Source organism: Actinomadura sp. J1-007 (genome assembly GCF_009793335.1).
Lineage (GTDB): Bacteria > Actinomycetota > Actinomycetes > Streptosporangiales > Streptosporangiaceae > Spirillospora > Spirillospora yumaensis.
Genome location: NZ_WING01000001.1, coordinates 3876985 through 3900353, shown reverse-complemented (window position 1 = coordinate 3900353; position 23369 = coordinate 3876985). Strand labels below are relative to the sequence as shown.

At 71.0% G+C, this 23369-nt stretch carries 20 protein-coding genes; 10 read left to right on the top strand and 10 right to left on the bottom strand.

Translation table 11 applies throughout. The features are described 5' to 3' along the window. Positions 1 to 69: 69 nt before the first annotated feature. From GEV43_RS17700 to GEV43_RS17685, 4 genes are all read right to left on the bottom strand, one after another. Entirely contained in the window at positions 70 to 1083 is a 1014-nt protein-coding gene (locus tag GEV43_RS17700; RefSeq protein WP_309239684.1) for an NlpC/P60 family protein, read from the bottom strand. Between the two features lie 373 nt (positions 1084 to 1456). Further along, positions 1457 to 2146 carry a hypothetical protein gene (locus tag GEV43_RS17695; protein WP_160821659.1) on the bottom strand — a complete coding sequence of 230 codons (690 nt, stop codon included), beginning with the start codon at positions 2144 to 2146 and terminating at the stop codon, positions 1457 to 1459. Positions 2147 to 2187: 41 nt separating this feature from the next. Next, positions 2188 to 4065: an RNA polymerase sigma factor gene (locus tag GEV43_RS17690; RefSeq protein ID WP_160821658.1), complete on the bottom strand. Its 1878-nt coding sequence runs from the start codon at positions 4063 to 4065 to the stop codon at positions 2188 to 2190. A 244-nt stretch (positions 4066 to 4309) separates the two neighbouring features. After that, entirely contained in the window at positions 4310 to 5095 is a 786-nt protein-coding gene (locus tag GEV43_RS17685; RefSeq protein ID WP_160821657.1) for a nuclease-related domain-containing protein, read from the bottom strand. A 141-nt stretch (positions 5096 to 5236) separates the two neighbouring features. Between GEV43_RS17685 and GEV43_RS17680 the strand changes: the two genes are divergently transcribed. The 3 genes from GEV43_RS17680 to GEV43_RS17675 are packed head-to-tail and all read left to right on the top strand — an operon-like array spanning position 5237 to position 7822. After that, a complete protein-coding gene (locus tag GEV43_RS17680) occupies positions 5237 to 5755 on the top strand; it encodes a MerR family transcriptional regulator (protein WP_160821656.1) in 519 nt (172 codons plus the stop codon). Then, the gene (locus GEV43_RS46880; RefSeq protein WP_164717139.1) at positions 5746 to 5925 is read left to right on the top strand and encodes a hypothetical protein; all 180 of its coding nucleotides are present in this window, start codon (positions 5746 to 5748) and stop codon (positions 5923 to 5925) included. Before GEV43_RS17680 ends, GEV43_RS46880 begins: the two co-directional genes overlap by 10 nt. 55 nt (positions 5926 to 5980) lie before the next feature. Further along, positions 5981 to 7822, top strand: coding sequence for a VIT domain-containing protein (locus GEV43_RS17675; RefSeq protein WP_309240017.1), 1842 nt, complete (start codon positions 5981 to 5983; stop codon positions 7820 to 7822). A gap of 1115 nt (positions 7823 to 8937) precedes the next feature. Here GEV43_RS17675 and GEV43_RS17670 read toward each other — a convergent pair. Further along, positions 8938 to 10320, bottom strand: a complete 1383-nt coding sequence (locus tag GEV43_RS17670; RefSeq protein WP_175250076.1) for an MFS transporter — start codon at positions 10318 to 10320, stop codon at positions 8938 to 8940. A 167-nt stretch (positions 10321 to 10487) separates the two neighbouring features. Between GEV43_RS17670 and GEV43_RS17665 the strand changes: the two genes are divergently transcribed. The 5 genes from GEV43_RS17665 to GEV43_RS17645 all read left to right on the top strand — a co-directional run bounded on the left by GEV43_RS17665 (position 10488) and on the right by GEV43_RS17645 (position 14972). Further along, on the top strand, positions 10488 to 10862 hold the full coding sequence (locus GEV43_RS17665) for a MarR family winged helix-turn-helix transcriptional regulator (RefSeq protein ID WP_160821655.1): 375 nt from the start codon (positions 10488 to 10490) through the stop codon (positions 10860 to 10862). Between the two features lie 2425 nt (positions 10863 to 13287). Then, positions 13288 to 13845, top strand: coding sequence for an RNA polymerase sigma factor (locus GEV43_RS17660; protein WP_160821654.1), 558 nt, complete (start codon positions 13288 to 13290; stop codon positions 13843 to 13845). Continuing rightward, positions 13838 to 14053: a hypothetical protein gene (locus tag GEV43_RS17655; protein ID WP_160821653.1), complete on the top strand. Its 216-nt coding sequence runs from the start codon at positions 13838 to 13840 to the stop codon at positions 14051 to 14053. Before GEV43_RS17660 ends, GEV43_RS17655 begins: the two co-directional genes overlap by 8 nt. Next, entirely contained in the window at positions 14050 to 14634 is a 585-nt protein-coding gene (locus tag GEV43_RS17650; protein ID WP_160821652.1) for a hypothetical protein, read from the top strand. The genes GEV43_RS17655 and GEV43_RS17650 overlap by 4 nt, the downstream gene beginning before the upstream one ends. Beyond that, positions 14634 to 14972: a hypothetical protein gene (locus GEV43_RS17645; RefSeq protein WP_160821651.1), complete on the top strand. Its 339-nt coding sequence runs from the start codon at positions 14634 to 14636 to the stop codon at positions 14970 to 14972. Before GEV43_RS17650 ends, GEV43_RS17645 begins: the two co-directional genes overlap by 1 nt. Before the next feature lie 267 nt (positions 14973 to 15239). On the opposite strand, the gene GEV43_RS17640 is transcribed toward GEV43_RS17645, so the two are convergent. Further along, positions 15240 to 16532 (bottom strand): hypothetical protein, encoded by a 1293-nt coding sequence (locus tag GEV43_RS17640; protein ID WP_206681201.1) that lies wholly within the window; start codon positions 16530 to 16532, stop codon positions 15240 to 15242. Positions 16533 to 16996: 464 nt separating this feature from the next. Between GEV43_RS17640 and GEV43_RS17635 the strand changes: the two genes are divergently transcribed. Next, complete coding sequence (locus GEV43_RS17635) at positions 16997 to 17806, top strand: bifunctional 2-polyprenyl-6-hydroxyphenol methylase/3-demethylubiquinol 3-O-methyltransferase UbiG (protein WP_160821650.1); 810 nt, start codon at positions 16997 to 16999, stop codon at positions 17804 to 17806. 272 nt (positions 17807 to 18078) lie between these two features. Here GEV43_RS17635 and GEV43_RS17630 read toward each other — a convergent pair whose 3' ends face one another. The 3 genes from GEV43_RS17630 to GEV43_RS17620 form a co-directional block, all read right to left on the bottom strand. Beyond that, positions 18079 to 19203 (bottom strand): serine hydrolase, encoded by a 1125-nt coding sequence (locus GEV43_RS17630; protein WP_160821649.1) that lies wholly within the window; start codon positions 19201 to 19203, stop codon positions 18079 to 18081. A 363-nt stretch (positions 19204 to 19566) separates the two neighbouring features. Next, a complete protein-coding gene (locus GEV43_RS54940; RefSeq protein ID WP_160821648.1) occupies positions 19567 to 20694 on the bottom strand; it encodes a tetratricopeptide repeat protein in 1128 nt (375 codons plus the stop codon). After that, positions 20679 to 22514, bottom strand: a complete 1836-nt coding sequence (locus GEV43_RS17620) for an NB-ARC domain-containing protein (protein WP_160821647.1) — start codon at positions 22512 to 22514, stop codon at positions 20679 to 20681. Before GEV43_RS17620 ends, GEV43_RS54940 begins: the two co-directional genes overlap by 16 nt. A gap of 197 nt (positions 22515 to 22711) precedes the next feature. Between GEV43_RS17620 and GEV43_RS17615 the strand changes: the two genes are divergently transcribed. After that, on the top strand, positions 22712 to 22882 hold the full coding sequence (locus GEV43_RS17615; protein WP_160821646.1) for a hypothetical protein: 171 nt from the start codon (positions 22712 to 22714) through the stop codon (positions 22880 to 22882). An 85-nt stretch (positions 22883 to 22967) separates the two neighbouring features. On the opposite strand, the gene GEV43_RS17610 is transcribed toward GEV43_RS17615, so the two are convergent. Then, a complete protein-coding gene (locus GEV43_RS17610; protein WP_160821645.1) occupies positions 22968 to 23135 on the bottom strand; it encodes a hypothetical protein in 168 nt (55 codons plus the stop codon). Positions 23136 to 23369: the final 234 nt, after the last annotated feature.

Sequence of the window (23369 nt, the reverse complement as noted above, 5' to 3'; positions counted from 1 at the left end):
GTACGGAAGGGTTCTTTCATGTCCACGCGCCTCACGTCCCGTTAGGGCACGGCCGTGCGGGGACGCTGGTCAGCCTGCGGGGCGGGTGGCGCCGATGAGGTCGTTCCGGTAAATGCTCGATATCCGGACCCGCGCACCTGTGTAGGGCGCCTCCACCATGCGTCCCCTGCGGAGATAGATGCCGACGTGGTGGATCGTCCTTGGATCCGAGGTGTTCCTGGCGAAGAAGACCAGGTCCCCTGCGCGCAACGACCCCAGCGGGACGTGCGGGCCTGACGTCCACTGCGAGCCGGTCCAGTGGTCGAGCCGTACACCGGCCTTGTCCCACGCGTACATGGCGAGCCCTGAGCAGTCGAAGCCGTAGATGCGCGCTCCGTGGTCCACGCCGTAGCTCGGGCCGTTCACCGTTCCGCCGCCCCAGGAGTAGGCCGTGCCCAGCCACCTGAGTGCGGCGCGCGCAGCCACAGCGCCCCTTTCCGTGTCCTCTCCGACACCGGAACGCGCCTTGGCCGCTTCCGCCCGTTCCCGCGCCCCCACGCGCGCGCGTTGGAGAGCGGACGCCCGCGCTCGGGCGCTTCCCAGTCGTTGCTCCAGACGGCGCTTTTCGGCCCCGATGCGTTGCACCGCCGCCCGCTGCCGTGCGACCGCAGCGTGCGCCGCGTTCTTGGCGTCCGCGGCCCTGCGCGTTGCGGACGCCTGCTCATCAAGGGTGACGTGCGCCTGCCGCCGGAACACGTCGGCGACGTTCCGCACCGCCTCCACACGCCGGACGATGGCCGTACGCCTGCGCGCCAGCACTTCGACCATCGCGGCCCTGTCCATGTAGCCCTGCGGGCCGCCGTTCCCTGCGATGGCCGACGGAATCTGGTTGAAGCCGGTGTTGACCCGGTAGGCGTTCGCCGCGAACGAAGCGAGCTCTTTCTGAGCCTCGTCCAGACGGTGCGCCGCCTCGACGCCTCGTCTCTGCGTGTCGGCGTACGACTGGCGGGCGTTCCGGAGCTGTACCAGTTCGCCGTTGTAGCGCTCGACCGCCGATTCGGCCGCGGCGGCGAGACGGGCCAGTTCGCCGTCCGCCTGCGCCACCCTCGCCTTGATGCGCCCTACCTCGGCGGCCCGTTCCCGTACCCGGCGCTCGCTTTCCGCTACCTGGTCGCCTCCGGGGCCTGGTCGGGCCGCGGTCGCTGCCTGCCGGGCGGGCTGGGCAGGCTGGGCGACTGCGGGTGGCGAGGCCGTGACGGCGATGACCGCCCCGGAGGACAGCGCTATCAGCCGCAGCGTCCTCGCGCGTGCGGAACGCGGCCCCGGCGGCGCTGACGCGCGACGCTGAAGCTCTGGTGTGCCCGGTGACGGAACCACGGTTCCTCCTGCGCGATCTACGCAATGCAAGCAATCAGCAACAGACGGTAGTTCACATGGACAACAATCTGAACTTCCGCCACAGAAGCCGACGGAAGTTCTACCGTTCGCCGCCCGTGTCTATACCGAGCAACCTGGCGATCCAGGGGCGCACGACCGTCCTCGGCGGCAGCGACACGCGGGGGTAGCCGAACACCGGCGCCTGCGTCCCGTACGAGGCCCGCAGTTCCGCCGCCTTGCACCAGTCGGCCGCCGTACGCATCGCCGCCCAGGCCGCGGCCAACGGCGGGCGCGCCTCCGTCCGCCGCTCCCAGAGCCGCAGCAGGGCGACGGTCGTGTGCGCGGCCGAGTAGCCGTCCTCCGGGTACGCCCCGCCCGCCAGGAACGCGGCGGTCACCTGTCCGCCGTGCGGCGTACCGAGCGCCCACGTCCAGTTGGCCACGACGAGTTCGCGTACGGGCCTTGGCAGGGTTGTCGCCGCCTCGTACATGCGGTCCTGCCTCGTCCCTGCCAGCCGATTGCCGGCGAGCAGCCACTCCAACCCGCGCGCGCCCGCGGGGGCAGCCTCCTGTTCACCGCCTGTGCGGTTCGTGCCTCGCGCGGGCGCGCGAGGGTCGTTGCCCAGAGCGAGCCACGACAGCACGGTCAGGCCGCGGGCTGTCTGGAGGCGGCACAGTTCGCCCACCTCGCGCCGCGTGCGCGACGCGGGTTCGGTCCACAGCGGCCATGCGACGCGCTGGATGTCGCTGACCAAGGCGACGAGCGCGGGCGGCACCGGATCCGGGCTCACTCTGGCGTCGGACCTGAGCACGTAGGCGGGACCGATCACGTTCAGGCGTCCGTGCCTTGCGCGGGCCGTCCGCCACGGGACGTCCGCGCAGCCTCGGGCGTTGCAGCGGGCGGGTCGCCGGACGGCGGATCGCTCTGGCCGCCGGAAGGCGGGGGCGTGCCGGTGGAGGGCGGCGGGTCAGGGGACGGAGGAGGGCTCGACGGGGTGGAAGGCGGGGGCGCCGTGGGAGGGGATGGGGGCGCCGGGTTGGACGGCGTGGAAGGACTGGTCGGGTGGTCGGATCCGGGCGTTCCGTGGGGTGATCCGGGCGTCGGCGTCTGCGTCGTCGGCGGATGAGTCGGATTCGGGCCGGGGCCCGGCTCTGGGCCTGGGCCGGTGCCTGGATCGCAGGGGCGCCACGTGACGTGTACTTCAACGCCTCCTGGCGTGAAGACGACGCTGCCTTCTCCTTGCGAACGGGCGTCACGCGAGACGTGCACGTGGACCGAGGTCGTTGTTCCGGCTTCGAGCCGTCCCGATGCCTGGCTCACCTGCACTCCGCCCGACGCGAAGGCGTGCCACGGGACGGGGCCGCCCACGGCGCGGAGCTCGATCGCACCGTCCGCTTCGTTCGCGAGGTCGAGGTAGAGCGGCGACGCCTCCAGCATGCCCGTCCCCTGTGGCGGCACGGGCTCGGACGGAACGCGCCGTTCAGCATCGGATCGGCCCTCGGCGGGAAGCGGCGGCGAGGGCAGCGCGGTCGGAGGCGCTGCCGAGGCCCTGGTGCCCAGCGGGAACGTCGCGGACACGGGCACCGCGTCGAGGTTCTGCCCTACGCCCACCCAACGGCTCCCTTGAGACCTGGCGTCTCGTTCGTGATGCTGCGGGATATCGGCCGGGGACGACGGTTTCGGACCGTTGCCCAGGGCCGTAGAGCCTGAGTCTTCGTTGTCCGAACCGAGGAGCACGCGGACTGCGGTGAGCCCTCCCCCGCACAGGATCAGCGCGAGCACCGCCATGACGGCCGTGCGTGCCCCCGGACGCCGAGCCCGCCTTCCTGGCTGACGGCGCGGACGTCGCAGCAGACCGGTTCGCCCGGGTGTCGCCGCGCGACTCTGCGCTGCCGGTCGCCGCGGCTGGAGCGGAAACCCATCCGAGGTGAACTCCGTAACGCGCGTGGCGACGAAAAGCCGGTAGCTGACGAGTTCGGGATCGAGAAAGCAGCTCATCACGCGCAGGCGGAGCCCTTCGGGCGGAACCACTTGAGGCAGCAGCCCGTAGACCTTGGCGGCCGACACCGCGCGCGGGCGGAACGCTCCGCAGACGGCACATTCCTGCGCGTGTGCCATCAGGCGTGCGCTCAGACGGGGTGTCAGATCCCCGCGCCGTTCGCCCAACAGCACCGCCCGTCGCTCGCATCCGTATGGGCCCTGGTGCGCGAGGACCTGAGCCGTCAGCACCGTTTCCAGTTCCGCGTGCGCGCGGTCGAGACGCGTCTGGGCCTCCTTGAGCGGCAGGTCGAACACGGCGGCGAGGTCGGGCACCGAGAGCTGGTGGCGAACCCGCAGTTCCAGGAGTTCGCGCGCGATCGGCGGAAGCGTCAGCACCGCCCGCCAGGCCATGAGCCGCTGGTCGACGTCCTCCTGATCGTGGCTGGCGACCGGCAGGTCCGGCCGCTGGTTCCGGCCCGGCGTCCGACGCGCGCACTCCAGCCGCGCGATCGCGTACAGCCAGGGACCGAACCGGTCCGGATGGCGCAGCTTGTCGATGTGCGCCTCCGCCACGACGAACGTGTCGCGCAGCGCCACCTGCGCCGCGTTCCGTCCGCGCAACTGAAACCAGCAGTACGCGTAGAGGCGCTCGGCGTACGCCGCGTACACCGCGATGGGGGCATCGGGATCGCGCGCCCGCAGCCCCTCGACCAGGGGGTGGTCATTCATGCCAGAAAAGCTAAAGGCTCTACGGACTCTTTACCCGCAATTTCAAAAGATCCGGGGCAATATGCTGGCGCATAATGTTCGGTGATTTACCACTCTTTCCTTAAGTATGGAGAATCAGGGGATCGGAGGGCATTGTGGCGATACGCCCGACCCTTTAGATCTTGCTCCTACCTGCCAGGGAGGCCGTACCGCAGCCGCACGGACACCGACGGTTAAGGGACGCGAAAGCAGTCCGTCGGGCCGTTCACTCCGGAAGGAACTGCTCCAGCATCGGCGGCAGAAGCCGTTCGGCCGCCGCTGCGATGGTGGCGACCTGGGCGCTGGTGAAAACCACCGGCCGGACCGCCAGCGCGTTGGGCAGAGCCCGCGCCGCCTGGTACAGCACATCCCCGTGCCGCATTCCGGCGTGGGGCACGCGCGCGCCGTGAACCGCCACCACGGCGGCGACCGGAACCTCGTGGTCCAGTTCGCCGGAGAGCATCTCCGCCACCGCGCGGGCGGACCGCGCGGCCGTTCCCGAGAGCCTCGTCACCGATCGCCGCCCGTTCCAGATCCAGCCCCCGGCCCAGGCACCGCGCTCCAGCCACGGCCCGCTCTCCTCTACGCGCAGGCGCGTACCCCAAGCGCAACGGCGGCTGGCTATCGCGTACACGCCGGTGAGGCCGACGACGAGATGGTCGAGGTTCGTGCCGGGCGTCGCTTCCAGCGCCCGGTCGTGCAGGACGTGGAAGCCGGCCGGATCGAGGCGGGCCAGCCGCTTCCCCGTACGCCGCTCGGCGAGCGCGCCCTGCCGCCACTGCGTCACGGGTCCGCGGCGCACACGTCCATATGCGACATGCCCGGCGAAGAACGCGAGACCCACGAGCGGCCCGGCCCACCAGACGATCACGCCGGCCGCGACGACGCCGGCGCCGAGCCCGAGAACGGCGCCGATCACCAGCCGTTCCCGCCGGTGCTCGGCGGCCAGGGCGCGGTAGCGGGCCCAGGCCGACGCTCCGGCCCGGGACGTGCCGACAGCGGCCCCGCGCATCCGCACGCCCCTTCTCGTCGGCGTCTCGAAGGCTCAAGAGTGCGGCAGGGCACCCCGGCGTTCAAGGACTTTGACCTTCTCGTGCTCGTCCCGGGACCCGCAGATTTGACAGTGTCATCATTACAGTGTCATCATCGGGCCATGGACGGCACCTGGACGATCACCGAGCTGGCGGAGCGGGCCGCCGAGGCCCTCGCCGCCGACGGCTCCGTACGCCACAACGGCCGGGTGCGCGACCTGCCCAACGAGCGGCTGATCCGCTGGTACACGACCATCGGCCTGGTCGATCCGCCGCTCGGCCGCCGCGGCCGCACGGCCCTCTACGGGCACCGCCACCTGCTCCAACTCCTCGCCGTCAAGCGGCGGCAGTCCGCGGGCCGCACCATCGCCCAGATCCAGGCCGAGCTCGCCGGCGCCACCGACGCGACGCTCGAACACATAGCCGCCACACCCCCGGCGAGGCCGAAGCAGCGGAGGCCGCGCCACAGACCGGCGAGGAGACACCGTCAGCCGTGTTGGGGCGCGCGACGCGGGAGGCCGGAGCCCCGGCGTCGCGCGAGCGTTTCTGGGCGGGACGCACCGATGTCTCCTACTCGCCGCCCGCCGAGATCGTCGGTCTCCACGACTCCCGCCCCACGCTCGTGCAGGGTGTGCGGCTGACGCCCGACCTGACCGTCCTGCTCGACGTTCCGGCGTTGAGCGGCGACGACCTGGCCGCGATCGAGTCCGCGGCGCGCCCCCTCGTCGAGGAGCTTCGGCGGCGCGGGCTCATCGCAGGCCCCGACGAGGCCCAAGACACGTCCCCCGCCCTACCCCGGAGGTCACCGTGACCGTGCGCATTTCACCGCTCCGAGAGACAGTGACGCCTCCGGCCCCGAAGGCGGGCTGGGCGCGCTCAGCACCGACCGAGGCAACCTGCCCCTCGACTCGGTCGACGTCCACGCCTCGATCACCGGCCTCGCCGCCGGGATCGAAGTCGTCCAGGGCTTCCGCAACCCGTTCGACGTTCCGCTGGAGGCCACCTACATCTTCCCGCTGCCCGACCGCGCCGCCGTGACGGGACTGCGCATGGAGGCCGACGACCGCGTCATCGAGGGCGTGCTCAAGGAGCGCGGCCAGGCCAGACAGGACTACGACGCCGCCATCGCTTCCGGCCGGCGCGCGGCCATCGCCGAAGAGGACCGCCCCGACGTGTTCACGATGCGCGTGGGCAACATCGTCCCGGGCGAACGCGTCACCATCCGGCTGACGCTCGACCAGCCCCTCCCCTACGAGACGCTCGACCGGCCGTGCGCCACGTTCCGCTTCCCGCTCGTGGTCGCGCCCCGCTACATCCCGGGCGTCCCGCTCGACGACCGACGCGCGGGCGCGGGCGTCGCCGACGACACCGACGCCGTGCCCGACGCGTCCAGGATCAGCCCGCCGGTCCTGCTGCCCGGATTCCCCAACCCGGTCCGGCTGTCCGTCACCGCCGACATCGACCCGGCGGGCCTGCCGCTCACCGAGATCCGTTCGGCCCTGCACGTGGTGGCCGAGCAGGAGGGCGACAGCGGCCGGACGACAGTCAGACTCCGTCCCGGCGAACGCCTCGACCGCGACTTCGTCCTGCGCATGTCGTACGCCCCGCACGAGAGCGCCGCCCTGACCCTCGTGCCCGACGGGTCGGGCGAGGAGGGCACGTTCACGCTCACGGTGCTGCCCTCGGGCGAGGCCCGGTCCCGCCCGCGCGACGTCGTGCTGATCCTCGACCGTTCCGGCAGCATGTCCGGCTGGAAGATGGTCGCCGCCCGCCGCGCCGCCGCCCGCATCGTCGACACGCTCGGCACCGGCGACCGCTTCGCGGTCCTGTCGTTCGACACCGTCATCGAACGGCCCCGCGACCTCGGCCCCGGTCTCGCCGAGGGGACCGACCGCAACCGGTTCCGCGCCGTCGAGCACCTCGCGGCGCTGAGCGCGCGCGGCGGCACGGAGATGCTCGCGCCGCTCGAAGAGGGCTGCGCCCTCCTCGCCGACTCCCCGCGCGACCGCGTCCTGGTGCTCGTCACCGACGGGCAGGTGGGCAACGAGGACCAGATCCTCGCCCGCCTCGCGCCGCGCCTTCACGGCGTCCGCGTCCACACCGTGGGCATCGACCGGGCCGTCAACGCGAGCTTCCTCCAACGCCTCGCCGCCACAGGCCAGGGCCGTTGCGAACTCGTGGAGTCCGAAGACCGGCTCGACGAGGCGATGGACCACATCCACCACCGCATCGGCGCTCCGATCGCCACCGGCCTGTCCCTCCACCCGGACGGCCTCGACCTCGTCCCCGACTCCGTGGCGCCGCACCGCCTCGGCAGCCTCTTCCCCGGCGTCCCCCTGGTCATCGCGGGCCGCTTCCGCGGCGAAGCCGCCGGAAACCTCACCGTCCGAGGCACCACCCCGAGGGCTCCGCCTGGCAGCAGCACGCCACCGGCACGGTCTCCAAAGACCCCGCCTCCGCATCGGTCTGGGCTCGCGCGCACCTGCGCGACTTGGAGGACCGCTACACCATCCGCGGCTCCGACGCCCTGGAACGCCGCATCGTCGACACGTCCCTCCGCTTCAACGTCCTCTGCCGCTTCACCGGGTTCGTCGCGGTCGACAGCCGGGTCGTCGCGAAGGGCGGCGCCACCCACCACGTCGTCCAGCCGGTCGAGATCCCCGACGGCTGGGACGCCCCGCCCGCGCCCGCCGCACCGTCCGCGATGACGATGATGGCCGGGATGGCGCCGATGGCCGCCGCAGAAGACCACACCGCCTTGGCCCCCGATAACGCGCCGTCCCCCACGGCTCCTCCGCCCCGGCCCGTACGCGGCACGTCCCGCGCCGGCTACGGAATGCCGCTGCCGCCGCCGCGCCCTCCGATCAGACCGGGCCCCCGTCCCGGAGGCGCCGCCTCTCCCACCGCCCGCGATGTCGCCGAAGCCAGACACACGCTGGCCACGGAACTCGCCCGCCTGGAGCAGTTCGCGTCCACCGAACCCGACCGGCGCAGCGAACACCTCCTGACCGTCCTGCTCCCCATCCTCGAATCCGTCACCCGAACCCTCAGGAGCCACCCGGAGACCGCCGACCTGTCCGCCCTGGTGACCGACCTCCAGGCCGCACGCCAGGCTCCGTCCCCTCTCCCCGGCTCAAGCCTCGACGACATCTGGTCCCGAACGATCGAGACCCTCAGAACCTTCACCACCGCCCCGTCCCCCTCCCGTTCTGGAAACGCCGCCCGTAACACCCCCAGCAGAGAAGCCCGCCAGGCAGCGCACGCAGCCCCCCGGACCTGCCTCCCCCGGACCAGCCACGCGAGTGGAAAAGGGGAGGTTGGCCGGTCCAGGCAGCCGTCCGAAGCGCAGCCGTCCGAAGGGCGGCCGTCCGAAGGGCGGCCGTCCGAAGGGCGGCCGTCCGAAGGGCGGCCGTCCGAAGGGCGGCCGTCCGAAGCGCGGCCTTCCAAAGGGCGGCCCTCCAAAGGGCCGCCGTCCAAAGCGCAGGCGTCCAAAGCGCAGGCGTCCGAAGGGCGGGCGTCCGGAGCGCGGGCGTCCAAAGCGCGGGCGTCCGGAGGGCGGGCGTCCAAAGCGCAACCATCCGAGGGGCGGGCGTCCAAAGAGCGCGTCGAAGGGCAGGAGAGCGAGAGGCAGGAGAGCGAGGTAGGAGAACGAGGCAGAAGAGCGGGCCATGGACTTTGGCCTAAAAGGCTTGGTCCAGCCTGTCGGTCCGAGAGATTGGACCGACAGGCTGGACCAGGGACTGCGGAAGTCGGCGCGGGCGATCGGCGGAAGGAGAGCCGATCAGCGGCGACGATGCAGGAGGGACAGTGGACGGGTCGGAGATTACGTGGTCGCGCCGTGCTTGGGCCGGTAGTGGCGGATGAGCGGGATCAGGTTGAGGAGCAGTCCCACGACCGCAACGCCGCTGACCAGGTTGACCCCCGGGTGGAACTGGCCGAAGTCGCCGCCGGACTGCGCGCCGCCCGCGACGAGCGCGGTGACCACGGCGAGCACCAGGGCGGCGCCGACCTGGCCGGACGTCTGGACGAGTCCGGAGGCGAGGCCCTGTTCGGAGTCGTCGATGCCGTCCGTGGCCTGGGCCATGATCGAGCTGAAGCCGAACGCGAATCCGCCGCCGAGCAGCAGCATCGTCGGGAGCACGGTGACGAGGTAGTTCGGCGAGTCCCCGGCGGTGGCCAGGAACCAGACGTACCCGAGGCTGAGCGAGACCATCGAGCTGATGATCAGGCGAGGGGTGCCGTAGCGGTCGATCAGGCGGCCGACGAACGGCGAGGCGAACGCGACCAGGAGCCCGATGGGCAGCAGTCCCATCGCCATCTTCAGCGGCGACCAGTGCAGCACGTCCTGGAGGTAGAGCGTCATCATGAACTGGAAGCTCAGGAACGACCCGAACAGCGCGACGATGCTCAGGTTGGCGCGGACGATGCTGCCGATGCGCAGGATGCCGAGCCGGACGAGCGGGTGCGCGACCTTCTTCTCCGTCACCACGAAACCGGCGAGCAGCGCCGCGGCGACCACGACGGAACCGATCGTCAGCGGGTCGAGCCAGCCGCGGTCGGGCGCGGAGACGACGGTGTAGACGGCGAGCAGCATCCCGCCGGTCAACGTGACGGCGCCGACGAGGTCGTGCCCGCCTTCCACCCTGGTGCGGTCCCGCGGGATCAGCAGGACGCCCGCGATCAGTGCGAGGACGGCCAAGGGCACCGGCGTCAGGAACGTCCAGCGCCATCCGAAGCTGGTCAGCAGCCCGCCGAGGATCAGCCCGGACGAGTAGCCGCTGGCACCGAAGACCGAGAAGACCGAGAGCGCCCGGTTGCGCGCCGGTCCCTCGTGGAATGTGGTGGTCAGGATCGACAGGGCGGTCGGCGCTGTGAACGCGGCGGCCAGGCCCTTGATGAAACGGGTGACGATGAGCAGCGTGCCGTCGGAGACCAGTCCCCCGACCAGTGACGCGACGGCGAACACGCCGAGGGCGATCAGGAAGACCCGGCGCCGTCCGAGCAGGTCGGCCGTACGGCCGCCCAGCAGGAGCAGGCCCCCGTACCCGAGCACGTAGCCGTTCACGATCCACTGCAGCGAGGTGGTCGACAGGCCCAACTCGGAGCCGATGGAGGGCAACGCCACGCCCACCATGGACACGTCGAGCCCGTCGAGGAACAGCACGGCGCACAGGACCGCGAGCACGCCCCACAGCCGGGGGTCCATGTCTGTTCGGCCGGCGCGGCCGGCGCACGGACAGCGGAGACAGGTGAGGTGTCGGTGATAGTCACGTCGGAGGAGGTTACATGCACATGCATTCAATGTCCATGCACAAATTTCGTGAGCATCTAATGCAAGTGCAACTGATGCGCGTGCATGGTAGGATGCGCGGCATGGAGTCGGATGCTGCTCTGGTCGACCGGTGGCGTCACCTGCTGACCTGCTACAACACGATCGCGTGCGACCTCGACCGTGAGCTGCACGACGCCCACGGCCTGAGCATGAGCGAGTTCGAGGCGCTCGACCGCCTCGTCCAGAGCGACTGTGAGCAGCGTCGCATGCAGGAACTCGCCGCCGACATGTACCTGAGCCAGAGCGCCCTCTCCCGCACGGTCGCCCGCCTGGAGAAGCACGGTCTGGTCACCCGCGGCCTGTGCGAGTCCGACCGCCGAGGCGTGTTCGTCAACATCACCGAGGCCGGCCGCACCCTCCATGGCGAGGCCCGCAAGACCCACCGCACCATCCTGGCCCGCCACCTCACCGACTAGCCCTTCCCGCGCACCGGCCTCCCCTCGGCCCCCCACACTCGTCCCGCAGCCGCCTGAGCCCCGCGCACCATGCGGGCCCCGTCGCCCCCATGCGGACGCGCGCGGCGCGCCATGCGGACACCGCACACACCCCGCCCGCCATGCGGGCCCGCACGCCCGGCGGGCCCAGTCCCCATGCGCGGCATGCGGACTCGCACGCCCCGCACGCCCCGCCCCGTACGCGCCATGCGGGCTCGCAAACCATGCGCGTCCCGCCCGCCATGCGCGCCATGCAAGTCCCGCGCCCCGCCCGCCATGCGGACCATGCGGACTCGCACGCCCCGCGCCCCCGCCCGCCATGCAGGCACGCGCACACCCCGCCCGCCATGCGCACCATGCGGGCCCCGTCCCCCATGCGCGGCACGTGGACTCGCACGCCCGCACGTCCTGCACGCCCCGCCCCGTACGCGCCATGCGGGCTCGCAAGCCCTGCATGTCCCGCCCGTCATGCGCGCCCTGCAAGTCCCGCGCCCCGCCCGCCATGCGCTCCCCGCCCGCCATACGGGCCCGGCGCACGCCCCGTCTGCCATGCGGACCATGCGGACTCCCACGCCCCCGCACGCCCGGTCTCCCATACGGCCACGCGGACTCCCACGCCCTCTCGCGTCCCGCCCGCCATGCACTCTCCCCGCCCGCTATGCGGGCCATATGGACTTGCGCACCCCACATGTCCTGCACGCCCCGCGCACCCGTCTGCCATGCGGGCCATGTGAACTCGCGCCCCCACGCGTCCAGCGCGCCCCGCATGCGGCCGCGCGCCCCGCACGCCCCGCGCACCCCCGCACGCCCGCCCGCCATACGCGCCATGTGAACTCGCGCCCCCCGCGCGCCCTGCGCGCCCTGCGCGCGGCCGCGCGCCCCGCGCACCGCACGCCCCGCAGCCCGGCCCGCCCCGCGCGCCTCGTCCGCCATGCGCCCTTCCGGCGTCCAACCCAGCCCCGCCGAATGCCGCCCGCGCATCGTTCAAGCCGTCCACGCACCCACGTCGGCGCCTGCCACGTCCCCCCTCCGTCTTGAGATCGTGCGTGCGCCGGCCCGTCCGCCCAAGAGGCTGTGCGCTTCGCGTCCCGTCCCGCGGCTGCGCGCTCCGCGTCAGGCTGATGCGCGCTCCGCGTCAGGCTGATGTGCGCACCGCCCGTTGACCCGGGCGCTGCGCACCCACGCAAGAGGCGCGCCTCGCACGGCCGTTCTCTCGACGCCGCCACCGCGCGCGCACTCAGCCGCACTGCTCGTTCCCCCGAACGACTCGCATCGCGCATCGCGCCAGCAACGCCGCTCGCTTCGCCGGACGCCGCGTACCCAGACTGTCCGCGTTGCCTTGTCGAGCGTCACGCCGCGCACCCCGGACACCAGTCAGACCGCGCGCCCTTCCCGAGCACCGTGCACTCGGACGGCCGCGCCGCCCGTTTTCCGGAGGCCGCACACGCGCGCATTCAGCCGTTTCCCGCTGCCCTTCCCAAGCCGCGCACTCCGATGGCGGCGCCGCCTGCCTCCCGGACGCTGCGCACTCGCGCACCCAGCCAGTCTGCGCTGCCCGTTTCGAGCGACTTGCACCTTGCGCTCGCCCAGCCATGCCACCCGCTTCCCGGACGTCGCGCACAGCGCATCCGGTCGACAGCGCTTTCCTCCGCCTCCGAGCGCTGGTCAGGCGCGCATTCAGTCGGCCCGCGCCGTCCGTTTCCCGCATGACGCGAACCGCGCGTCCCGGCTAGCCGTGCCGTCCGCTTCCCCAGAGGCCGCCCACCCGTGCCCACGGACAGCCCGCGCCAGTTCGTTTCGACCGACACGCACTGCGCATCCCGACGGACACGCGTTCGTTCCCTCCAGACGGCGCCCTCCCAACATGCAGACAGCCCGCGCAGCCCGTTCTTCCGAACGATTTGCGCACGGCACCCGGTGAGCCGTCCAACCCGTTCCCCAACAGACGCCGCGTACTCCCGCGTGCAGACAGCCCGCGCAGCCTGTTCTTCCGAGCGACGTGCGCACCGCGCCCGGTGAGCCGTCCAACCCGCTTCCCAACAGACGCCGCGCACTCGCGCATGCAGACAGCCCGCGCAGCCCGTTTCCCCGGACGGCGCGCACCACGTCCCGCGTCCCGGACGCCGCGCACTGCGTCCCGCGCACCGCGCACCACGCACCGGGAAGGACACGTCGTTTGTTCCGTTTGGACGACGCGCACGGTCGTTGTCGAGGGGCTTGGGCTTTGGTCGCTCAGAGCGGCTCAGCGGCTGGGGTGCGCGTACGGCTCCAAGTCGTGTGCGTCCTACCTGCGCGCGCGCATCCGCAGAGAAGAGGCCCTGGAACGGGGAAGCGCGGAGAGGGAAAGCAGGTGCCGGTTGCGGTTGATACCAAGGTGACCGCCATCCGCGCCATGGAAAGGCACCACATGACAGGGGATCCCCCGCCCCACCCGGCTGAGCGATTCGAGGAGGTTTTCGACCTCTACTTCGCCGAGATCCATCGGTACGCGGCCAAGCGGCTCGGTCCGGACGCCGCAGCGGACGTCGCGGCGCAGACGTTCCTGGAGGCGTTCCGGCAACGTCGGCGTTACGACCCGGAACGCGCGGGCGTGCGCACCTGGCTGTACGGCATCGCGACCAGGGTGGTCGGCAGGCACAAGCGGGCCGAGACGCGCGCGCTGCGGGCGCTCGCCCGCATCGGGCCCGGCCGCGACGCCGAGGAGCACACCGAACGGGTCGATTCGCGGGTCAGCGCCGAGGGGCTGCGGGGCGAACTCGCCGGGGCGATCGCGGCGCTGCCGCGCGGGCAACGCGACGTACTGCTGCTCGTCGCCTGGGCTGACCTCACCCACGACGAGGTGGCCGCGGCGCTGGGGATCTCCTACGGCACGGTCGGCTCCCGCCTGAACCGTGCCCGAACCAAGCTGCGCAAGGCGCTGGGCGGGACCAATCCGATGCTCACTTTGGAGGAACAGCATGGATGAGGTGCGGATGGTCCGGGACTGCTCGCCCGATCCCGCCCCGCCGACCGCCCGGGAGATCGCCCAGGCGAAGGCGCTGCTGAACGAGCCGCCGCGCCGTTCGCTGCCCCGGCTGCGGTGGGGGCTGGGCGGCGTGGTCGCGGCGGGCGCGGCGGCGGCCGTGGCGATCACGCTCGTCGGGGGAACGCGCACGCGCCGTCCGGTCCGGTGAACCTGGACGGCAAGGCGGCGATCCTCGCGGCGGCGCAGAAGGCGGAACGGCAGCCGACGGGCAACTACTGGTCCTCCGCCAGGATCGAGGGCCAGGCGTACGTCATGCGTCCGAAGACGGGCACCTATGCGATCGCCGGCGCGCATACCGAGACGTTCTACTGGTCGGGCGCGAAGGCGGGGATGAGCGAGGCGTCCTTCGAACGCGAACTCCCGGCCCGTCCCCTGACCGCGCGGGACACGGCGCTGTGGCGCAAGGCCGGGGCGCCGTCGAGCTTCCGCGTCTGGTCGGGCGACCACTACGCCACCTACACCACCAAGGCGACGAAGTGGGAGGCGAGACGGCCGGACGCCGGAGGCGGAGGGGACTTCCTGGACGGCAAGTCGGCCGAGGAACTGCGGCGGCTGCCGTCCGACCCGGCCGAACTCGCCGAGATGTTCCTGAGCCCGAAGGAGCTGGCCAAGGCGGCGGGCCTCCCGCCGGGCAAGGAACTCCGGCAGGTGGACCCCGCAGCGAAGATCGCGAGGGTGGCGACCATCCTGGAGGGCGCCCCCATCCCCCGAAGGCGCGGGCCGGGCTGATGCGGGCGCTGGCCGACCAGCCCGGCATCCACGCGATCGGCCGCGCCACCGACCCGCTGGGGCGTCCGGGCGTCGCGCTGGCCTCCGACGACCACGCCACGACGGTCACCGGCGAGTCCGGCGGGCCGAAGCACGATCGGGGCACCTACCGTTCCCGCTCGGTGATCGTCTTCGATGAGCGGACCGGCGCGCTGCTGTCCTCGCAGGACGAGCTGACGCGGCCGGGCGGCGAGTACGCGGAGATGAAGCCGGGCTTCGTCATCAACTACTGGACGGTCCGTTCCGCGAAGTGGACCGACACCAAGCCGGCCCCTCCGGCCGAGCTGCCGTTCCACTGACCTTTCAACGGGCCCGGTCCGTCGGTCTCGATGCCGTCCAGAACGACATCGAGACCGACTGGCCGTACCGGACGTCCCCCGCCTCCCGTCGTCCTTGCCTCTCGCCTCTCGCCTGCTCGAAGAACGCGGGCCGGACGGCGAGCCTTGGCCGTTCGGCGTGCGGACGCAGTCGCGTGGCGTGGTGCGACACGGTCGTTCAACGGGCGCGCGATCGTGGTTGGGGTCGGACGCGGTCGTTCGGCCGACGCACGCCGGCCGCGTCAGCGTTCAGCGGCCGACGCCGGGCGCACGGTCTGAGCTGGACACATGGTTCGGGCCGGGAGCGTGATCGGGCTCGGATACACGAGCTGGGCCGGGAGCATGGGCCGCGCCGGAAGCAAGGCCAAAGCTGGAGCCAAGGCCAGGGGCGGAAGTGGAGGACGGGCCGCCGATGGTGGGGCCGGTGGGCCAGAGTTCGCTGAGGTCCGCAGGGGTGAGGGGCGAACGGTATGCGGCCCGGAGCACGTTCCGCCACGTCGTCGCATCGGTCTCCGCCAGGTGGACGAACCAGTCGATACCCGCCGGATAGGCCCACAGGTACGAACGGAGCCGGGGGTCGGCGCCCCGGTCGGCGAGCGCGTCCGCGATCACGCCGTCGCTCCACCACGGGACGCGGCGCCTCGCGTGGTCCGCCAGTTCCAGGATCGGCGCGCCGCGTTCCAGCCCGAGGTGCAGTTCCGACCGGACGAGCTGGATGTAGTGGTCCACCTGGACGCGTCCCATCAGGACCCGGTCGTCGGGGGCCACGAAGAGCGGCAACGCCTGCGCCAGTCCCTCCAGCAGGACCTGGTGCTGCGCGTGAACGGACATCAGCCGGACCCACTCGACGCCTCGTTCCGCCGCGCTCGTCCAGCTCGAACTCTGCAAACCGTGCCCGAGCACCTCGTGCAGCGCGAACCGCCGCAGCCCCGCGCGGGTGAACACCGCGTTCCGCAGGTTGAGCCGCAGGCGTACCCGGTGGCCCGAGCCGTCCAGCCAGTACGCCCAGTACGCGTCGACGTCCGCCGTCTCGATGACCAACTCGAACGGCGCGTCGCTACCGACGAGCTCCCGTACGACGGGTTCGTCTGCGTCCGTCGCAGCGCGGATGGCGTCGGGGACGTCGGCGAGTTCGATGCGCCCTTCGATGTCGTTCAGCTCGGCGATCGTCGTCGGCCCCCATTTCACGCCGAGATCGTCCAATGTCCGCCGCGCCCGCTCCCCGCAGGCCGCCACGTACTCCTCGCCCCAGCCCGCCGCCCCGCATCCCTGGGTCGCCCCAACGAACTCGTCCAGCGGCAGCCGTTCTCCCAGCAAAGCGCCCAGGAACGCGATATCGGCCCCGATCCGCTCTCGGAGCCGTCCCTCGGCCATGTTCCGCAGTTCGACGAGCTGCCGATAGACCTCGACACGGCTTCCGGCGGCCGACACCCCGCCGTCCACCGGATGGCAGTCGAAGTCGATCACGGGCGAACCGCCGCGCCCGACCTCGTACGCGTCCCACGCCCGGATCGTCGCCTCAACCTCATCCCGGAGATCCACAACCCACAACCTAAGCCGAACGGGCGAATAATCAACGGCATGAGCGCTCGATGAGCAGAACGGTGGCGCTGGAGGAAGACCACCACTCGCAGCCGATGCGCGACGCTCTATGCATCCGCACTGCGCCATCCGCCGCGTCCGGCCACCTGCACATCCGCACTTGGCGGTACGTCGGCCATGGCTAACGCCGCGTCAGGCCGCCCGGTGCTCGAATGATGAAGGTCGGCCGACGCCACGATGCGCGCACGTCTTGACCAGCACCTTCCCCAACGCACGTCCCTCTTGACGAGCACCATGCCAGCGCATCGAGTGCCCTCCGCGATCCTTCACAGAGGCGGGACGCCGCCTTTGTTCGAATAACGCACGGCAGACGGCACCGCCCCATCCCTCCAGCCCCCACGGCCGGAGCAATGTCGGACGGCTCGATGTCCGTTGGCCGGCCGTTCGCCTATAACGTTCCATGCATGAACGATGCGGTGGTGACCAATCGAAACTGGTGGGACGCGCTGGCCGACAGGCACGGGCGCGGGGACGACGACTACTACGACGTGGACGCCTTCCTCTCCGGCGAATCCTCGCTGACCGAGCGAGAACGGACGGAAGTCGCCGCGGCGGCCGGGGACGTTTCCGGCCTGGATCTGCTGCACCTGCAATGCCACTTCGGGCTGGACACCCTGTCGTGGGCGCGAGAGGGAGCACAGGCGACGGGAGTGGACTTCTCCGCCGTCGCGGTGGAACGTGCCAGGAAACTGGCCGCCGAGGCCAAACTTTCGGCGGAGTTCGTCGAGTCCGATGTGCTGGCACTGCCGGAGAGCCTTTCCGGCCGATTCGACGTGGTCTTCGCCTCGTACGGCGTGCTGTGCTGGATCCGTTCGGCGGCCGAATGGATGGCCTCCGCGGCGGCCTGCCTGCGCCCCGGCGGCTCGCTGGTGCTCATCGACATGCACCCGCTGGTGACGATGACCGACACGGTGGAGCCCCTGGTGGTCGACTTCCCTTACGCGGGGGAACGGCCCGTACGCTTCTCCAACAGTTCGTCGTACGCGGTGAACGAACTGTCGCCGCAAACGACGGAGACCGTCCAGTATCCGCACGGGATCGGTGAGGTGGTGAGCGCCGTGGCCAGCGCGGGACTGCGGGTCGAATCTCTCACCGAATGGTTCGATGAGGACATCGACCCGAAACTCGTCCGCTCTCCTGACGGACGGATGCGGTTCCCGTTCGGCGACCAGTGGCTGCCCACCTCCTACGGTCTGAGGGCCCGCCGCCCGTAGCGGGACGGCGTGCACCCGCCGACGCGTACCGGCCTGCGAAGGCTTGCAGGCGAGATACGCAGCTCGTTCATCGCCTTCTGGACGTCTCCGTACGCCGGACGGGAACGTGCCGCGGCCGCCGGTACAACGGTGGCCGGGGGTGCGGTGGCCTCGCCCCGTTCCCGCGGAAACGGGGCGAGGCCGAGCCCCCGAGCCGATGTACCACGCCTCAAAAACCATTTCTTTCTAGAGGTACCGAGGCGTGACAGCAGACCACCACCTCCCGACCCGGGCTATTTCTTGGGACAGAACACCGTTCCGGCGGCCTTGCTGAGAGCCGCGCTGATGCCGGGATTCGCGTTGTCCATGCTCAACGTGACGGAGACGGCGAACTGCCGGCGTCCATCGGGCGTTGTGAACGTCACGGCATTGAGGCCGGGCGCGCTGCCGGCGGGCCCGCGCAGTTCCGGCCTGCCTCCGCAGGGCCCGCCGTTGGGAGGCGGGCCCTGCGGTTCAAGCACCCGTTGCAGGTCCGCGGGCAGGAGATCGCCCCTCTGGAAAGCGCGGAAGAACCTGCTGATGTCGCGGGCGTTCGAGACCACGCCGCCGGCTCCGAGCGCTCTACTCGGATTGAGCCGGTCCATGTCGTGCAACCTGCCCGAGGCATCGGGGAAGTAGCCGTGCCCGTGAGGGCCTTTGATGCCCTGGCCGGGCCTGGTGGGCAGGTAAGTACGGTCCATCCCGAGGGGACGGAAGATGCGCCGCTTGAACTCGGCGGCCAGGGAGCGGCGGCTCACTTTCTCGATAATCATGCCGAGAAGGATGTAGTCGGTGTTGGAGTAGGAGAACTTCTCTCCCGGCTCCTGTTCACGCGGCAGAGACCGCGATGCCTTCAGCAGGTCGGTCGGTCGGTAGTGCGTCGTGAAATCGAAGTCATCGAATTCCTTGGTGTGAGAGAAATCCGGGATCCCCGAAGTGAGTTGCACCAGCTGCCGAACGGTGATCTCGTCCGCTCGTTCGACCAGGTCTCGGCGTGCCACTTCGGGAAGGACCTCGCTGAGCTTGTCGTCCAGTCCGAGCCTGTGTTCGTCGACCAGTTGCAGAAGCACCGTGGCCGTTATCCTCTTGGTCTGGGACGCGATGCGGTAACGAGCATCAGTGGGAATCCTCCCTCCCTTGCCGTTGAGGAGGCGGGAGCCGGCCGTTCCACGCCCGACGCGCTTGCCGTCGACGTACGTCTCTCCGATGGCACCCACCACTCCGGGCGTTCCAGCGAGGGCGTCCATCGCTCGTTGCACGTCACCCATCGCGGACCGGCTCTCGCCCGCCGCGACAGGCACAGCAGCAGCGGCAGACACCGCAGTGCTCAGGGCCAGCATCGCGCCGGTAATGCCGACGGCCGTCGTCGCACGTTTCACCACAAGAATCCTTTCAACGAAATCACGCCGTCTGAACGCGCGCGGACTTCGCCCCGGACACAATCTCCGGGCATCCGAAGGCGTTGATCTTTCGAGGACCTTGTATAAACCAGCAGGCGTTTCCTCAGCGTTTCCGAGACGCCCCGCCGCCCCGGATCGCGACCAGCGAGACGGGACGCCGCAAACCCAAACCGCTCATGGGACGGCACCGACTGCTGCCCGCCCCGCACAAGCCGTACTAACCCCAGCACAAGCCGCGCCGACTACACCGGACACACCGGACACACTGAACGCACAGCAAGCTCACACCGCGCAGCACGCACACCACTCGCTAGGTCCGCGCCGTCCAACGGCCTCGGGGCCTCAGTCGGCCAGCCACCGTGCCCTGTGCGCTTGGGCGGACAAGGTGGAGGGATGGTCAGGGCCGAGGACTCGGGAGAGTTCAGGCAGCAATTCATCGAATGCGGCCACCGCCCCGTCAGGGTCGCCCGCCTCGCCGCGCCACCGCGCCAGATAAGCCCGAGTGACAAGCGTCTGCGGATGGACGGCCCCCAGCACTCGGACGAAATCGGGGAGCAGTTCCTCGAAAACGGCGAGCGCTCCAGCCGCGTCACCGGCCTCTCCCCGCCAGTTCGCGAGACTTCCCCGCGCGTGCAGAACGTGCGGATGGTCGGGGTCCATCAGTCGCAAACGGTCGATGAGCAGTTCCTCGAACGCCGCTGCCGCCCCGGACGCGTCCCCCGACCTGCCCTGCCAGGACGCGAGATTGCTCTGGGTGTCCAGGGTGCTCGGATGGTCGGGGCCCAGCACCCGCAGCCGGTCCGCCAGCAGTTCTTGGTAGGCGGCCACCGCGCCTTCGGCGTCGCCCGCCTCACCGCGCAAGTGCGCCATGCTGTTCCTGGCGGTATGGGTGAGCGGATGGTCGGGGCCGAGAACTCGGACGAGGTCAGGCAGCAGTTCCTCGTACGCTGCGATCGCGCCGGCCGTGTCCCCGGCGAGCCCTCTCCACTTCGCCATGTTGTTCCGCATGGCCAGAGCGTGCGCGGTGTCGGAGCCCAACGCTCGGTCCACATCGGGAAGCAGCGCTTCGTAAGCGGCCACAGCACCGGCGGCGTCGCCCGTCTCGCCTCGCCATTGCGCGGCGTTGTTCCGTACGCCCAGGGTCAGGGAATGGTCGGAGCCGAGTGCCCGGGTGAGATCGGGCAGCAGTTCCTCGAACGCGGCGACCGCACCGGCCGCGTCTCCCGCGAGCCCTCGCCAGTAAGCCAGGTTGCTTCGGCTGTTCAGCGTCTCGAAATCGTCCGGCCCGAGCACTCGGGCCAGGTCGGGCAGCAGCCGTTCGTATGCGGCGACCGCTCCCGCCACATCGCCCGCCTCGCCCTGCCAGTACGCCATATTGCTCCGGCATTCGAGCGTCTCTGGTTCGTCCGGCCCGAGCACGCGAACGAGTTCGGGCAGGAGCTGCTCGAAAACGGCTATCGCACCCGCCACGTCGCCTGTCTCCCCAGCGCACGTCCGACGGCGCCCCTGCTGGTGAGCGTGTCGCGGTGGTCGGGACCCAGGTATTCGCGGGCGGAGTCGTAGAGGCGGTTCCATTCCGCGAGGGCCGCCGCGGCCTGGCCCGTCTCGCCGAGACTGATGGCGGAGTGAAACAGCACCGGATGGGCTTGGTCGTTCTGCCAGAGGGCCGAGGGGTGGGCACGTTCCAGGGCGGCCGTGTTGGTGCGCAGGGTCTGCGCTAGCCGACCGTGCTCGTTCTCGGGCCAGACCTCCATCAAGGCGTCGGCAGCGGTACGAACTAGCGCGGCGAGCGCCTCCGCGCCGGGGTCGGCCGAGGGCGCGAAGTTGTTTTCGCGGGTTGCGCGCTGGATGAGCTGGTGGATACGGATCTCGCGGTCCGTGGCAGCCGGATTGTGAGTAACGAGGCTGAAACGGTGCAGCAGCCTTACCGCGTCCCGTACCAGCTCGTGGTCGGAACCGTTGAGCAAGGCCAGCGCGGCCGGTGCGGTGAGGATCTGTTGCGGGATGCCGTTGGGATCCAGTACGGACAGCAGTTCCAGCAGGGGGCGGGCCAGTCCCTGGGGACGGGCCGCGTTGGCGCGGTCGATCGACAGCGCCCAAGCGGCGGCGACGATCCGCGGATGGTCGTCCGGCAGGCTGTCCGGCGCCAGGTCGCTGAGCGTGCGCCGCTGGTCGGCCAGCAATATCCGGTATTCGGCACAGGTGATGCCCGCGTCGATGAGGTAGGCGGCGGCCTGAGCGAGCGCCAGTGGCAGATATCCCAGGTCTGCGGCCAAGCCGTCTAGTTCGGCGTCGGGTTCGGTGCGTTCCAGAGCGGCGAGCTTGTCGCTCAGGTAGGAACGGGCCTCTTCCGCGGCGTAGATGTCGATATCGAGCACGCGACGCCCGTGTCCCCACAGCGCGGCGTCCCGGCGGCGGGTTGTGGCCAGCACGCGTCCCCCTGCGGTGTCGGATGGCGGCCACCAACCCGAGAGGTCGTCGGGGTCGCCCAGGTCGTCCAGGACCACGAGCCAGCTTCGGTCGGTCTCCCGCGTCCAGGCCAGGAAACCGCGCGCATCGGCCTCCTGGTCGCTACCGTCGCAGCCGGGCAGGGCCAGACGGACGGCGGTCTCGGCGTACGCATCGATCACCGCCGGAGTCGAGGCCGCCGTCACCCACACCAGCACGTCCACCGCCCCGTGCTCCCAGGCGCGGCGTGCGAAATCGGCCGCCAACTGCGTCTTGCCCACTCCGCCCATCCCCGACAGCACTCGCCCCCTACCGATGGAACGCCGCGTCCCGTCGGGCTGCTGGGTCAAGACGACCGTTTCCCCACCGGCCGCCTCCAGAGCGTCCTGCAACACAACGGCGACCTGACGCGGCTGGAAACAGTCCGCGACGGGCGGGATCACACCGACCAGGCACCGTTCCGGCGCGGAAGCAGATATCGGCGCCGACGGCCGCGCACGCGGCGGACGGCCGCCTTGGCCGCCGTCGGCGCGGCGTTCGGCGAGCGCCTGCCGGCGCATCTGGCCCCACCAGTCCGGTTTCGCGCCGACGAAGCCGGGATCACGGTGGCGCGCCCTGCGGGTCAGCAACTCGACCACAAAACCGGCGACCCGGGAGTTGGACGGCACGTTCCTGCCGTTGATCCAGTCGCTCCACGACGATTTGGCGATTTTGACCGGCGGGCGCTGCGCCGTGCCCTGCCGCGCCAGCTCCCTGTGGGGCGGCCTCCCCGCCGCCTCCCACAGACCGTTCAGTGCCGCCGCGTACCTGGCGGTCGCGTCGCGCCCCTCGGACCCGTTCACCCCGCCGCCCCCATCGCTCAGTCCGGTCCGAACCGTCCGGAGAAACGCACCGATGCCGCGTACCCGCCGGAAAGCCCAGGTCCACCACCCTGCCCGGCCGCCGCCCGCCAGACGACCAGAACCGGAAAACCGGCCGGAGTGCGCCAATCGCCCTTAACGCCCCAGACCACCACAGGGGCCGCACTCGAAAGGCCGCCATGACCAGCACCTCGCCCAAGCCCCACGTCGGGAGACGCCTGCGCGCCCGTGCCCGCAGGCTGAACCGCCTGGCCACCACCGCGGCCGTCCGCGGCCTGGCCTACGGCACCGGCACCGCCCTGGGAGCCGCCGCCGTCGACGCCCTGACCTGGTGGATCACCCACCACTGACCATCACTGAAGGGGCCCGGCCACCGGCCGGGCCCCTTCACGTCCGCCCGTTCCGCCTATACACAGAACATCCCGGAATCGTCCATCAAGAGACGACGGCCGCGATGGCGACGAACAACTCCTCGCCGCTCTCAAGCTCGACGCTGAACATGCCGGTCTCGTCCTCCACGACCTCCACCCGGACGGCACCGGGAAAGTCCCCGGCCGCCGCGGTGAGATAGTCCCGAAGCGCGACGATCTTGTCTCTGGCCATGGAGCTCCTTCTGAACGACAGCACCGCCGATCTTCCACCAACCCGACCGAGTCAGACCATGCCCACGGCGCGTCCGGCCCGCAAACGTCCAAGCACGGCCGTACGGCCCCCGCAGCCTCGGCCTCGCTCCCACCCCCGCCCCCGCTCCGACGCGACACGCACCGGCTCCTGCCCGGCCGCCACCCGTTGGCCGGGTGATCACTCGCGGTCGCCATCTTGATCGGGACGTCGTTC